The following is a 13837-nucleotide window of genomic DNA, read 5'->3' on the forward strand; positions in this document are numbered from 1 at the left end:
GTTTTATTAGGGTTTTTATATTCATTTAAATTCAGCGACTTGAACCGAGAATGACAAAGCTAACAAATTCTGTTTATGTGATCTGTGTCATTGACAGCTTTTTAGCTCACTTTGATCTTAAAATGGTGTTGTTGCTCAAACAAGATTGAACCTTCTTGCCTTTCAGCGATCTAGACGTTAAAACGAAACAGTCAGGTCGTATTATGGGCAAAGCGTCGGCATAAGTGTTGTTGGGCTTGCCATGAACGCTGTTGTAAATTCAGTTGTTGGTCTTGCTGGCATATCAGTAACTCTCTCGAAACTTTGGGCGCAAAGCGATATGCCCAGGCGGCTTCGATTAGTATTCGCTTTGCAAGGGTATTGCCACACTTTGTAATACCGCCTTGTTTTTGCCTGTTACCACTGGAGTATTCTGAGGGCGTTAAGCCCACAAAATTCATCAGTGAACTCGGGTTAGCAAAGCGTTAGCACTGATGAATCTTTGTAGCTTGAGCTCATTTCAGGACATTTACTGGCTTTAGCGTGACACTCGAGCTTTTTTCGGGGGGAACACTGGGAATGGCTATCTCCAAAAAAGGCGATTTCGCCTTTGCTTTGCTAATGCTACGAATGTCGCTGCTTCTGTTGAGTGTTCTTTGTAATTGATTTCACGTTTCATAATTGACTACAAAGTCCCGTATAGCGGAGAGAAGATGTTAAGCGATTTTATGCATTACACCTGTTCCGTAGCAGCCCTGGTAGCCGCATGCATGGCTGGTTTTACTTACAATGTCTGAAGATTTGATGTAGGTTTTAAAGTTCCAACCTTTTTGTTGTAGCTGCTTCATTACGAACGAACCGTCTCGAGTTCTTCCTTTTTGGCTAGCTAGTGCAAGTACTTCTCTCAGTTCCGTTTGTGCGTTAGTTTCGATATTCATTGTATTTGCCTTTTGCCCTGTGGGCTGTTGTTTTCATTGTGATGTAAAGAGTGTGGTGGTTACATACCGCTTCGTATGATTTGTCATTGTTAATTTCGTTTCGATTTAAATGGCAGTTTCTAATTTTTTGATAAGAAGGTTGTTTTTCTTTGCATTATTTGAACTCAGAGCTTTTGGTGCTTGAGTACGTGTTAGTTCTTCAAAATGTAGCGCTGTTCGAGAGTTAGAAGTAGGCATTTTGTGTCCCCCTTTTTTGTGTGCATTCTTTTTGAGATGCACTGTTATTTTGGGGTAGCATAGCAATCAAAATTATTTTGACCATACTAAAATGCTAATAAAACAACAGCTTAAATTCGCCCTTGCTAATATTCACGTCTATCTAACTGATTTTGAAAAGCTACATTTATTTAGGTTTTTCTGAAATTATTGAACAATCTGGCTATTTCATCGTAGTGCTTTCAATAGCGTCTAGAAGTGACCTTGATAAACGAATGGTGCTCGCAGTTTCTAAACTCAGCATTATCCAGACAGCGAGGAGGTGCTAGTGTTAGTTTTCACAGCATACTTTGTCTATTCAAATAATTTTACTTGGTTTTGTTGCGTAGAAACGCAATGACTACATTTGAAATCTCATGGTTGAAATGACTGAGTTACGCCGGTATTTTGGAGTATTATACTTTTTTTTGGGTTTCGTATAAAAACTTACTGTAAATTTCAGAAAAAGTGCACTCCTCTTATAATTGAGAACAAATAAAATGGATAAGAACGTCCATCTACTTCTTAAGCTCAATTTGTATTATTTGATCTTGACTGGTTTTTTTCTGCGAGGAACGAAGCAGGCCATGAACAAAACATTTTGACAGTGGCCTTGCCGCTGCGCAGCAAGTAGAAATCCAGTTAATAGTGAATTGCTAATTTTAACAATGAAAATTGCTTAATGAGTTAGGCCAACACTTTCATAGCATAATAGAATCAGTACCTCGATAACCTAGCTGGAACCCCAAAAAATTGGATAATTATAGTGGTAGGTTTTCTATAAAAAGGTGCGAATTGATCTGTTGAAACTCTTTTTTCATATAGTCTGGTTGTAAATGGGTAGCAATATGGATACTTATTTAGCGTAGCAATGTATTTTAATTCAACAATAACTTCGGCTACACAAAGAATTTTCTTAGTCCCTAGTTCTTTTTTATGTTTGATTTAGTTTGTTCTAGAGTGTGAAAGAGTCAAGAAGTTCATCTCTCGCACTAATGCTTTGCGAAACTACTTTCGATTGTTTATGTTAAAAATTAGTAGCATTAAAGCACTGCAAGATAATGCCAGCAGCTATGAGGTGCTAGCAGTTTGGTAAGGCCTGCGAACCATAGATACTTTCTAAGTTCTCAAAACGCAGCTGCTTGTCGGCAGGAGAATAGAGGTCATTTTAGTATGTAGATGCTTGGTATATCCAATGAATTTAGAGTGTTAAGCCCTTGATGGTTCTCGACTAACTTGTTTTTGTCCAATTGTGTTTTAGCGAGAATGATCCTACGAGACTCACCTTCACCATCGAAAGTATCTAGAGGTACTAGGCCTTACCACTTCCCATCTATAAAGAATCGGCAGTTACACTTGCTTCGCAATACCTCAGTTAAGCTTTGCAGCATGACTGTGAGTCAGGTTATTTAATATCACACCAGAAACATCGAAGACATGGTTATTTTCCATAACCTAGCAAAAGCGCAAAACAAACGTTGGTAACGCTATATGAGCGTCAGCCATAGTGGGCTTTTCTATGGCAGTTTGGACACAAAGCTATTGCGTTAACAACACTATCATCACCGCCCTTAGCTAGAGGTTTTTTATGGTGAACCTCTAGGTACGGACTACCATCAGATTTACGGTCAAAAGGAGCTAAACTTGAACATCCTCCGCATATACCTTTTGCATTGTATAGAACCTCAGCGACAACATCAGGGTTTCTATCGTAAACCGCCGTCAATACCATTCTTTTCTTTGGCTTAAGCGTTGCTGTTTTTAAACGTTTTCGACGCAGCTCAGCAGAAGACGTAGATGATTGATTAACTTTTTCTCTGAAGCTTTTTTCAAATATCTCATAAGAGACCTCTAGAGGCACCGCTCTAAACTCATCTCCATCGACAACCAATTCTCTTTTCTCTATCGATGGTTCAAACCCATCAGCAACCGTTTGGCCTTTATTGTTTTGGCGTGTTCGCGTTTTAAAAATGAAAAGTTCGTACCCTTCATTTATCACTTTATCAATATGCTTAAGAGAGTGGGCGTAACCTTTGGGAGCCCAATTAGGGCTAAGAATCAGGTCGCTATCTTCCCCATTAGATAAGTCCAAACTAAAAAGAACCTGTTTTTTCGTATCATTACAGTACGAGTATTTTCCTTGTGTCGCGCCTAAATTTAGGCCCATAACCCGATTCACAAAACTCGTTCTAGATTCTTTAGACAATACTGACTCCTTTGGGCTTGCCTTACTAATTAGTCAATGATGGCAGCTAAAAAGGCTCTAACAGCTCTTCGTCAAACGTAACCCCTGATAACGAATGCTCTGCTAGCAGTGCCTTAAATGCTTCGTTACAGTAGAACGAGGAGGCACCTTGAAGCTTCGACTTGAATATCAGCTTATCCTGCACATCGCTTTCATCAAATACCAGAGAATCAATGCCGTCCTCAATCCCTTCAAGATAGCGCGTAAGACAAAGCGATTTCTGTTCTTTGCCAAATGTTAAGCAGTTAAACAGAACATAAGCGTCGCCTTCAACACTAATAGGCAAAAACTCACCAAAGCTTTCAAGTTGTGGTTTCAGCACCTTCAATGCAGTTTGATTCAATACCAAAAAACTGCCAGAAATCGAAATATCATAGGCTTGAGCTTTCGCGTCGCTAAAATACGAACAAGCAATATTGGCATGCCAGAGGGGAGACAAAGGCGTGTTATTCATTGACGCTGACATCAATGTCTCAACGAGTCCTTCATTGCCGAGTTGCTCAGCTAACGTGAAGTCATCGAGATCTAATACTTCATAAGATCCCGTCGGCGCTTTCAGTTGATAGGTCGTCATTAAATTCCTTTCCACGATGTATCTTTCGGTGCGAGAACCTGAGCAGGCAATGAGCCTGATTTTATCTGATTTTTGATATGACGTAAGCGACGTTCAAAAATATCTTTTTGCAGGCTCGTTTGGCCAAGGTGGCGCGTAATCCACGTCTCATAATTGTAACGATGAATACCGCGATGCGATGGCGTTGATGGCGTGGCCCAATCTTCAGGTTTGTTCTTTTGGAAGTTAATCATCCAGACGCCATTCGTGGGGTCATTAATACCAATGCCATTAAGGTGGAGGTTTAATCGCGCCCGCATCATTCTTGAGCGTAAGAATTTCCCTTTACCACACACAATGTGGTGTGGCTCATGCTGCTTAGTAGGTTTCGGCTCACCCACGGATGCGAGGTGCCTTGCCAAGCGGTCAGTAGGATGATGAGCTTCTTCTTTTAAGTCTTTTAACGAGGCGCTAGAACATGCCTCTCGATAAGCCTTTAATGACTCCTGAGCAATAACGAGGCTGGTGATTCGGCTTTTTTCAGCCTCGAGATGCTCATAATCTCGAGTCATTTTCTCAAGTAGCGCTTTTTCCTCTTCACTAGAAGCTGGGACTCCAGCAAGCTTGGCATCATGAAACTTCTTAGCTTTTAATTCAAACTGATAAATCGCCAGCTCTAGCGCATTAGGATTACTCGGTCTTGTTGGGTGAGGATAGACCCGTTGCTCAAGGGGCATAATACATCCTTGTCGTAATTAAGAAGCAAGTACGCTAAATTATAATGACTTAAATATCAATATAAAACCCCATGCAGCACCTAAATATGCTCCTTCACCCCCAGTTTTTTATTTGCATCTCAGGCTTTACCAGTTAGCTGATTTGGCTTTTCTAGGTAAAGTCCTATAAGTCCGAACCCTACCAACCGATATAAATATTGATAAATTCTAAAGATATAAACACAGGCAAGGAGAGCAAACGTTAAAGAGTACCCTATATGAGAAAATAACCTTTTTGCAATTCGAACAATGATTCACCTAAAACACTTCCTTTACGTAAAGCATTTATCGTTGTCACTTCCGCAGCGGTTGGCTGGTTAGCGAGTGTTGCTGTATTTAAGTTGGCGGCTTTGTACGGTATCGCATCAACGGGAACTGCAATTGCAGCGTTATCAGGAGCAGCAGCTACGAGAGCGACACTTGCGTTTATCGGGGGGACTATGACAATGGAAATTGTTGCCCTAGTACTAACGGCGTATGTTGTTGCCGTCTTGTTTTTCAAGTTTATGTCAAAAAGAGTACAGCGGCCTTAGGCATCAGTTGTTAAGTTCCGGAAGTGATGTCAATAACACCGTTGTGCTTCAAGATTTAACTCCATAGCGGTGTTTACAGTTTTTCGACGGTTTACCATATTGTTTGTGGTTGACGAATGCTCTTGAGAGAGTACACTCAACTGCTGATGTAGCAGACATGCTTTTGGCATGACATCACGTAACCTCTTAGAGGTCGAGGCTGTGCCCGGTAATGATGTTCTGGATCCAAGATTGTTTCTTGGCGAGGCTCCCTAGAAGGAGCCTTTGTTATTTCTGGCTATTGGTGAATCTTATTCTTGGCCCTTTCGAAATAACCCACTTTTTCGTCGGTTAGTAGTCTATTTTCGTTTCAATTAGTTAAAGCTCATTAGCATAACAAACGTTAGCTAAGCCTACCTGTGTTAACAACGAATCTCATCTATATGGTGTAACTAATAATTGGACAAAAGCGTGTTTGGGTGATGACTTATTCAATGGTGTTTCGGATTAGCGAAAGTATGGAACAGTTGGTGTTAACGCTTTGCATATGGGGCAAATACGAGTTGGCTATACTGCGCGAAGCGCCAGCCAACGAGAATTTGTCCCAGTGAATTTATGAACACCATTATGCACTTGTTAGAAGTCATTTCCTGAAACTTCCACGGACGTTTTTGCTTTTTTAACGGCTGTAATGATTTTTTCTCTTTTAACCCAAGACTTCAGGTGCGCTGGAAAACGACTGAGCCAATGGTTATTGGGTCCATATCCAGTCCCCCTCAGTTCAGAAAGGGCTAAGGTCGTTGGAAGGTTCTTTTGTTCCATTACGCTAAGGAAGTGCTCAATTTCCAATAACGAAGCAAATTCAATTTCGAACCCCTGAACTGAAACAGTTAAATATGGATATCCTTTGGTCGGATCTTTTTCAGGAAAAGGCGGTTCATACTCTGTGCACCAGCTATAGCCAGTTTCTTCTTCGTTGACACCTTTATGAATCCAATAACTTATCGGTGATGTCTTTCTACTTTTGAAGTGCTGTAATTTCCATTTACTCATTTTGACTTCTAACGCCTCGCATCAGCGGCTTTTTTGACGGCGTAGCCGGCAGAAAAGTCAGACTGCATGCGTTTGTTAGGCGAAATGTTGAGACTGTATTTACACAAGGTTTTCATCAATTTGAGAATTGCTCCTGCGCTTTCTCTGTAATACTCTGGTGATCCCCCAGGCTATAAGAAAAGTGAATAAGTAGGCGACAATACTCACTAGTGGAGCAACTATGTGGCCTCCTGGCACCATATATCCAGGATTTCCGTAGGAAAAACCAACGACACATTGATGGAATATGGCGGTTCCAAACAAGCCCGCCGTGAAAGCTACGATTGGCCAATTTCGCCCTCGAAGAAATTGTAATGTACCAACGAATGCAAAAATTAGGGTTGGAAAATAAATATAGATAGCAAATGCGAAATTGCTTCTCATCTCTGAAAGTGAAAGAAATTTTTTATCAAAAGCCATAACCAATCCTAGTAAGATTAGAAAAGCAAGTACTGGAATGAATAACCTCCGCTTTATACGCATCTGTGTGGTGTTACCTATTTCGCCTAACGCTAAGTAGGCCGCACGTGCGGCCTATCTCAAAAAACATGACCTTTATCACATTCGCTCATCAATTAATGATTTGATATTAACCCATTGTCTACCTTAGTTTTTTACTCGGTATCAATCAATCGTCGATCCAAAGCTTTCATTGATTGCTTTGACAAATGACGCAAATGACACCAGGAATGCTGTAAAGATGCACAGTTAAAAAGTGCGCAAACCTTGGAAGCTAAACTAATCCCAAGATTCCGTCGTTACCAACTAGCAAAGTCGAGATTCAAAACAATTAGTTTTGGTATGAAAAAAGCCGTGTGTAACCGTGTAGTTCGTAAGAGGGCGTAACAAACTTTGGGGCAAAAGTGAGTTACCTAACCCAACCCTGAACAGTTTCGAATGACGAATGGAAGCTACAATGTCTTGAGAACCTAAAATGAGTCTAAGCTTTGCAGACCTTACCAGTTTAGTTTTCACTTCGTTCAGTCTTACTAGCAGTATCAGCTCTCACATTATGCCAGCTGCTATGAGGTGCTAGCAGCTCGGTTTTTTGCGAAAAACGCAATGATTACACTTGAAACTCTATGGTATAAATGACCGAAGCATACCTTTTTTTTGGAATATAATACTTTTTTTAGAGTTTGTGAAAAAAGTTACTGTAAATTTCTGAAAAAGTGCACTCCTCTTATAATTGAGAACAAATAAAATGGATAAGAACGTCCATCTACTTCTTAAGCTCAATTTGTATTATTTGATCTTGACTGGTTTTTTTCTGCGAGGAACGAAGCAGGCCATGAACAAAACATTTTGACAGTGGCCTTGCCGCTGCGCAGCAAGTAGAAATCCAGTTAATAGTGAATTGCTAATTTTAACAATGAAAATTGCTTAATTAGTTAGGCCAACACTTTCATAGCATAATAGAATCAGTACGTCGATAACCTAGCTGGAACCCCAAAAAATTGGATAATTATAGTGGTAGGTTTTCTATAAAAAGGTGCGAATTGATCTGTTGAAACTCTTTTTTCATATAGTCTGGTTGTAAATGGGTAGCAATATGGATACTTATTTAGCGTAGCAATGTATTTTAATTCAACAATAATTTCGGCTACGCAAAGAATTTCCTTAGTCCCTAGTTCTTTTTTATGTTTGATTTAGTTTGTTCTAGAGTGTGAAAGAGTCAAGAAGTTCATCTCTCGCACTAATGCTTTGCGAAACAAATTTCGATTATTTATGTTAAAAGATGGTCGCATTAAAGTACTACAAGGTAATTGTAAAGTTGGATGTTTCACACTTATTGCCTGTGGATGTTCGGCCAAAAAACTTCCACGTACGGCAGTTGAAGTAACACGTGTGGAAGTTGTTAAATTCAACTAGTACTTAAAACTATATTCATAATATTTTTTTCACTTTTGTCCAATTGACATATAAATACTTTCAAGCATACATGCAATAAATCCTGTTACTGTTGATCATTAAAGTAGATAATAAATTTATTAAAGATTGAAACGACAGATTTCAACTTAAGTTTTTAGTAAATGACCGCCAGCAATGTTTTATAGCACCAAAAAACCTTAATAGGCTGCGCCATCGGTTTTTCATACTAACAACTAAACTGGATGCTCAAACCCTCGGGGGTTCTGCGCGACATAATAAAAAGATGCTAAAAGCACGAGGAATTAAAACATGAACGAAAATAGAACAAAAGTTGGAGGTCGTCCACGATTAAGCGACGAAGAAAAACGTAGTAAAGTTATTAAATTTAGCTGTACTAAATCTGAATATGCATTCTTTAAAAATCAAGCAAAAAATGCAGGTTACACGCAAGTCTCGCGCTTTGTTCATGACGCTACAGTCGAAAGCATAAGCAAAGGTGGCTTTATATTTATCGAGCAGTCACAAGTTAATGCAGCTTTAGTTGCTGAGCTGATGAGTCTCGGCAACAACGTAAATCAAGCAACTAAAGCATTGCATATTGCGGGTCCTCAAATTATGAATGTTTATATGAAACAACTACTAATAGCAATGAATGTTATACAAGCTATACGTAGAGAGCTTAAACCTTCAAAAAGTAAAACAGTCAAGATTAGTGAGGAGTTATAACTATGGCAACTCACAACCCAAAAGAAACTCGAGACACTATCGCCTCTACTCTTTTCTACATTTACCGCGGAGATGCCCACGAGCACGAGGTCTCTCAAGTACGCCATATTGGTGGAAATGTATTTAGCGCTGACCCTATGACTGGAGGGAAAATGGATCTTTCAGACATAATTGAAGAGTTCGAAGACCAGTCTGCACTATACCAAGGGAAAGGTCGAAAGCTCTTTAAGCACTATGTCATATCCTTGGCCCCTGGTGAGCACTTACAAGACGATCAATGGCACCAAATAGTCAATGATTACATGACCGACTTAGGCTATTCAAGATTAACTGTATGGACTGCTGCTGTGCATATGGACACAGATAAAGAGCACGCTCATATAGCTGCATGTTTAGTACAAAATCAGCCGGGGCGCTCTCTAGTATCGACAGCGAACGATTATGAAAAGGGCTGGTCCAGTATGAGGCGAGCAGAAAATAGATATGGATTGAGGAAGCTACAAAACCCTAACGAAAATTTTGGTTACAACTACACCAAAGTCGAAGTTAAAGTAGCTGGAGGTCGTTTAAACGCCATAAAAAGAGATGAGGCGGCTATTATCAGGGCAAGGTTTAAAGAAGCTTACAAGCGCTTTGGTCGCCCCAAAACCATGACTGACTTAGTAATGAGGCTCGCTAAAGTGAACGTATTTGTAGCAGTGAAAGAAGGCAAGAACGGTAAACCCGAAGGTATTAAATTCAAGACCGGCAAAAATGGTACTTGGGTTAGCGGAAGCAAAGTCAAAGCTACTCGCTTTACTTGGGGTAAACTGCTGAGTAACGAAGGCATAAGTTACAACCCAGAGCGTGACAATTTTGCGTTGGGTCTAGCTAAAGACCCGGGACAATTCACATTTAGTTTTAAGCTTACGGCCAAGCAATTTAAACGACTAAAAACCAAGCGCTCCCCCTACCGAGTTCGCAGTATAAATAATAATCCATATGTCGACTTCATATATAAAACTGGTAAAGAAAAGTACGAGATTGTTAAGCTTAAAAAGCTGATGGAGTTCGTAGAGTTTATGTTGTCATTGTTTGGATTAGAGAGCGAAGAAATGGAGATCAAGCAAGCTCATCGCCGAATGATTGCACGTGATTATGCAAGAAAGCTAGATAAACAGCAGTGTTTCTACTACGAGCCAGATCAGTTAATAACTTATAGTGAATATGATCACTATTCACCGGTCAGCAGTAAAATATCAAGGGACACTGAAATCTGGAGAGTAGAATCCACTAGAAGTCAGTTCTCTGACTGCTATGAGGTGCTAGCAGTTTCAAATCTTACAGTTCTCTGACTGTTATGAGGTGCTAGCAGTTTCAAATCTTACAGTTCTCTGTGATGAAGCCTGAGAATCCTAGACACATACCAGGTTCTCAACATTTTGTGGCTTCCATCCGTAACTCGAAATTGCCCCAAAACGCGTTAGGCCTTCTTGCGAACAGCAAAATTTCCCACTGCTCTTTCCATACCAAAACTAATGGTTTTGAATCTGATTTTACGAGCCAAGTTTAATCGCCAACTAGAATGCATAAGCGCCTTGATGCTCTTTTAATAAGTCATCTATTTTGCAGCTTGAACCAAGCCCTCTAAGGGGCTTTTGACGCCCGTGGTATGACGACCGATAACATGCGTGTAAATCTCAGTCGTTGTTACATCCTGATGGCCAAGTAATTCTTGTATAGTTCTTAAATCCGTCCCTTGTTCTAATAAGTGGGTGGCAAAACTGTGCCTAAAGGTATGGCAACTTGCAGGCTTATTTATACCGGCATTACGCACGGCTTTGGTGACTGCTTTTTGGAGAACACTATGATGAATATGATGGCGTTTGAGCTCACCTGTTCTAGCGTCGATACACAGGCGAGTCGACGGAAACAAAAACTGCCAAGAAAACGACCGTTGAGAATGTGGATACTTACGGGCTAACGCGTAAGGCATCGTCGTTCCAGCATAATTTAGACTCATATCGTGGGCAAAAACACTTTTGCTCTGGAGAATGTTATCGAGAAGCTTTGGGATCAAGTTAGGGGGTAACAAAGTCACGCGATCTTTATTTCCTTTGCCTTGCCGTACGGTGATTGTATTTTGATCAAAATCTAAGTCTTTAATCCGTAATCTCAAGCATTCACTGAGTCTTAGTCCCGACCCGTAAAGCAGTGAAGCCATGATCTGATAATCCGCGGGTAAATTCGAAATCACTTGGCTCACTTCACCTCGAGTAAAAACTACGGGAATTTTGACTCGTTTTTTCGCGCGTTTCGCCTGAATTCCAATCATTTCGATACGTAGAACTTTGTTATAGAGAAACATTAAGGCATTAAACGCGATGTTTTGAGTAGCCGGAGCGACCTGCCTATCGACCGCTAGGTGAGTTAGAAATCGTTCAATATCAGCAGCTCCGAGCTTTGCTGGGTGCTGCTTGTGATTAAAATACAAAAAACGCTTTATCCAATGCCAATAGGTTTGCTCGGTGCGAATACTGTAATGGTGCTGATAAATCGTATTTCTAAATCGCTGCTGGAGCCGCAATGGTGTGTTTGACATGTTGCGCACTTTTAAGCTGTATATATATACAGTATTTGTAGTTTCGTTTGCGTCATTTGTCAAAGCAATCAATGATAGAAATGGATCGACGATTGATTGATTCCAAGTAAAAAACTAAGGTAGACAATGGGTTAATATCAAATCATAAATTGATGAGCGAACGTGATGAAGATCATGTTTTTTGTGATAGGACGCGCGCTCATTGAATGGGATAGACCGCACGTGCGGCCTACTTAGCGTTAGGCAAACAAAGGAAGTTCAGTGTTCTATAATTCGAAAAAGCTAATCGATGAAAAAGTATTACAGCAATTTTATTTTGAATGCTTTATGTTGGCTGACGCTCCATTACGAAAAAAATTATTACCTGAGAAATATTTAGAGTATGCGGCAACTAATGCTGTGAAAGGATTGAACCCTGAAGTAAGAGTCGGTGAAAAAACTGATGGAGGGGCTCATATAACTGATTTTGTTCTCTATCCAATGCCAAGTACAAGCCTTTCAAAGTTAAACATTGAGTTAAAATGGAATGTAAGAGACTTTGAAAAGCAACCAGAGCGATTTCCTCATTACGATGGGAGATTATCAAAAGGTTTTGTCGTTGCTTTACAAGATGAAGATTACTCACCAAAATTTGTTGGCGACAATCAAATACCAACTGTTTACTTATGTCCTGAAGAATTTAAAAAGTGGTTTACTAAAAAATCATATGGAATTGTATCTCAAGCGTTAGCTAATAAAACTGGAAGTAAACCATCACGGCTTAGTGGTGAAAAATTTTGGGTGGTTTGCATTGTTAGTGCATCAGAAGAGCATTATTTACATCATGGTAAACCACAGGATATTTGGGCGTTTAGAGACAACAATAATCCTAAAAATATAATGAACATTCTTGATGGGGATTATGTTGTTTTCGTTCGTTTCGACCACTGTGAACCTGGTCGAGCCGTATATCCTTATGGAGCTAAGCCCAACACAAAGTATAAAAAGAGTAGAGGTGGCTTCCTTCAGAATGACCAAATATCATGGGCTATTAACTTAATTGATATTAGAAAAGTGAACAAAGGCTATCACTTAAACTACACCACAAAATCACCATATCATGGATTTGATGAAAAATGGTTGGAAACATCAGAAAAACTACCAGAACAAAAAAACTATACCCAATTCATCACTTTTAATAAGCCTAATGGTGATCATTTTGAATACAACTGGACTTGTCCGGTGGGTACAAAATTAGATCGTAAACTTTTTACTGATGAAAAAGCTGAGACAGTAGCCTTTGTTGATTCTGTGCGGTCCTCAATGAATACCAGAGGAGATGCAGTTGAAATATCAAGAAGTGCATTTGAATCCATTTTACATCTAGTTGGGACGTTGTGATTTGCCTAACAAGTCAATTCAGCAGGACAAAAAACAGTTGGTTTTGCTCCTGCGTCGCTTATTTTAACCAACTGTTTTTTTGCCTCTGATTGAGGCGTTAACTGCCAAGGAGAAATTGTGCCAGATCCGATGACAATAGGTGGTGCGGCTGTAGCCGCATATCTTTCGAAAGATGGTGTTTCAAAGCTATTAGGGCCAACTGCCGAGTATTTAGGCGGTGAAATGAAAAACCTAGTAGAAAAAAGCCAAAATAATATTGCGTCTGTATTTAAAAAAGCAGAAAAAAAATGTGGTGCCAAAATAGAATCGCCTGGGACTGTAAACCCGAGAGTGATGAAACACGTTTACGATGAAGCAAGATTTAGTGAAGATGAGTTACTTGCGGAGTACTTTGGTGGTGTCTTAGCTTCAGCAAGAACTGAAGATGGTGTAGATGACCGAGGTGTATATTACTCACAGATAGTTAAATCTATGTCTAGCTATCAAATTAAATGTCATTATTTTTTTTACTATCTCATGTGGCATCATGCAAAAAGCTTAACACTTGATTTAAATAGTAATGTCGATAGGGCTAAATTGACTCTAGTGGTCCCCATAAAATGTTATGAAGATACATTTGCGAATGATCCCGACCAAAATAAAATGCCATTTATTGCTCATGCTTTATCTGGTTTAGCTAAATCAGATTTAATCGGGGACCATTTTGCCCTACAAAATCCTGATGAATTAAATAAACAAAAAATTGAAGTTGATCAATACGCATTTGTGATACATCCAACAATAACGGGGCTTGAACTTTTTGTTTGGGTTCATGGGCAAGGTGAGATTGGTTTACCTGCATTTATAGATACTAATTTAATTGAAAAGCCAGATCTTGAAGTTAAAACTATCGACATAACCAAATTAAAAGGCAGTTAACGAATAAGAA

General features: G+C 39.7%; 11 protein-coding genes and 1 pseudogene. 4 read left to right on the top strand and 8 right to left on the bottom strand.

The genetic code is table 11. The features are described 5' to 3' along the window. Positions 1-191: 191 nt before the first annotated feature. From M0C34_RS21200 to M0C34_RS07575, 7 genes and pseudogenes are all read right to left on the bottom strand, one after another. Positions 192-452: pseudogene (locus M0C34_RS21200) on the bottom strand (transposase); the annotation flags it as partial. A 243-nt stretch (positions 453-695) separates the two neighbouring features. Then, a complete protein-coding gene (locus M0C34_RS07550) occupies positions 696-917 on the bottom strand; it encodes a hypothetical protein (protein WP_248715020.1) in 222 nt (73 codons plus the stop codon). A gap of 1753 nt (positions 918-2670) precedes the next feature. Next, positions 2671-3378, bottom strand: a complete 708-nt coding sequence (locus M0C34_RS07555) for an HNH endonuclease (RefSeq protein WP_248715021.1) — start codon at positions 3376-3378, stop codon at positions 2671-2673. A 46-nt stretch (positions 3379-3424) separates the two neighbouring features. Next, positions 3425-3991, bottom strand: coding sequence for a hypothetical protein (locus tag M0C34_RS07560; RefSeq protein ID WP_248715022.1), 567 nt, complete (start codon positions 3989-3991; stop codon positions 3425-3427). Then, the gene (locus tag M0C34_RS07565) at positions 3991-4707 is read right to left on the bottom strand and encodes an AHH domain-containing protein (protein WP_248715023.1); all 717 of its coding nucleotides are present in this window, start codon (positions 4705-4707) and stop codon (positions 3991-3993) included. The genes M0C34_RS07560 and M0C34_RS07565 overlap by 1 nt, the downstream gene beginning before the upstream one ends. A gap of 1187 nt (positions 4708-5894) precedes the next feature. Beyond that, positions 5895-6311, bottom strand: a complete 417-nt coding sequence (locus tag M0C34_RS07570; protein WP_248715024.1) for a hypothetical protein — start codon at positions 6309-6311, stop codon at positions 5895-5897. A 99-nt stretch (positions 6312-6410) separates the two neighbouring features. Continuing rightward, positions 6411-6770 (bottom strand): hypothetical protein, encoded by a 360-nt coding sequence (locus M0C34_RS07575; protein WP_248715025.1) that lies wholly within the window; start codon positions 6768-6770, stop codon positions 6411-6413. Positions 6771-8531: 1761 nt separating this feature from the next. Here M0C34_RS07575 and M0C34_RS07580 point away from each other — a divergent pair. Together M0C34_RS07580 and M0C34_RS07585 are read left to right on the top strand one after the other, a co-directional pair. Continuing rightward, positions 8532-8948, top strand: a complete 417-nt coding sequence (locus M0C34_RS07580; RefSeq protein WP_248715026.1) for a plasmid mobilization protein — start codon at positions 8532-8534, stop codon at positions 8946-8948. 2 nt (positions 8949-8950) lie between these two features. Further along, positions 8951-10282, top strand: coding sequence for a relaxase/mobilization nuclease domain-containing protein (locus tag M0C34_RS07585; protein WP_248715027.1), 1332 nt, complete (start codon positions 8951-8953; stop codon positions 10280-10282). A 266-nt stretch (positions 10283-10548) separates the two neighbouring features. Here the strand turns inward: M0C34_RS07585 and M0C34_RS07590 are convergent, their stop codons facing one another. Next, positions 10549-11529: an integron integrase gene (locus M0C34_RS07590; protein ID WP_248715028.1), complete on the bottom strand. Its 981-nt coding sequence runs from the start codon at positions 11527-11529 to the stop codon at positions 10549-10551. A 261-nt stretch (positions 11530-11790) separates the two neighbouring features. Between M0C34_RS07590 and M0C34_RS07595 the strand changes: the two genes are divergently transcribed. Both M0C34_RS07595 and M0C34_RS07600 read left to right on the top strand, forming a co-directional pair. Continuing rightward, positions 11791-12909 carry a hypothetical protein gene (locus M0C34_RS07595; protein ID WP_248715029.1) on the top strand — a complete coding sequence of 373 codons (1119 nt, stop codon included), beginning with the start codon at positions 11791-11793 and terminating at the stop codon, positions 12907-12909. Positions 12910-13026: 117 nt separating this feature from the next. Next, positions 13027-13827, top strand: a complete 801-nt coding sequence (locus tag M0C34_RS07600) for a hypothetical protein (protein ID WP_248715030.1) — start codon at positions 13027-13029, stop codon at positions 13825-13827. Positions 13828-13837 lie beyond the last annotated feature (10 nt).

It is taken from the genome of Agarivorans sp. TSD2052 (genome assembly GCF_023238625.1).
In the GTDB taxonomy this organism is placed as follows: Bacteria; Pseudomonadota; Gammaproteobacteria; order Enterobacterales; family Celerinatantimonadaceae; genus Agarivorans.

Excerpts from the sequence above, each read along its gene's own strand:
- M0C34_RS07550 (WP_248715020.1), bottom strand. The coding sequence starts at position 917 with ATGAATATCGAAACTAACGCACAAACGGAACTGAGAGAAGTACTTGCA.
- M0C34_RS07560 (WP_248715022.1), bottom strand. The coding sequence starts at position 3,991 with ATGACGACCTATCAACTGAAAGCGCCGACGGGATCTTATGAAGTATTA.
- M0C34_RS07565 (WP_248715023.1), bottom strand. The coding sequence starts at position 4,707 with ATGCCCCTTGAGCAACGGGTCTATCCTCACCCAACAAGACCGAGTAAT.
- M0C34_RS07570 (WP_248715024.1), bottom strand. The coding sequence starts at position 6,311 with ATGAGTAAATGGAAATTACAGCACTTCAAAAGTAGAAAGACATCACCG.
- M0C34_RS07575 (WP_248715025.1), bottom strand. The coding sequence starts at position 6,770 with ATGGCTTTTGATAAAAAATTTCTTTCACTTTCAGAGATGAGAAGCAAT.
- M0C34_RS07580 (WP_248715026.1), top strand. The coding sequence starts at position 8,532 with ATGAACGAAAATAGAACAAAAGTTGGAGGTCGTCCACGATTAAGCGAC.
- M0C34_RS07585 (WP_248715027.1), top strand. The coding sequence starts at position 8,951 with ATGGCAACTCACAACCCAAAAGAAACTCGAGACACTATCGCCTCTACT.
- M0C34_RS07590 (WP_248715028.1), bottom strand. The coding sequence starts at position 11,529 with ATGTCAAACACACCATTGCGGCTCCAGCAGCGATTTAGAAATACGATT.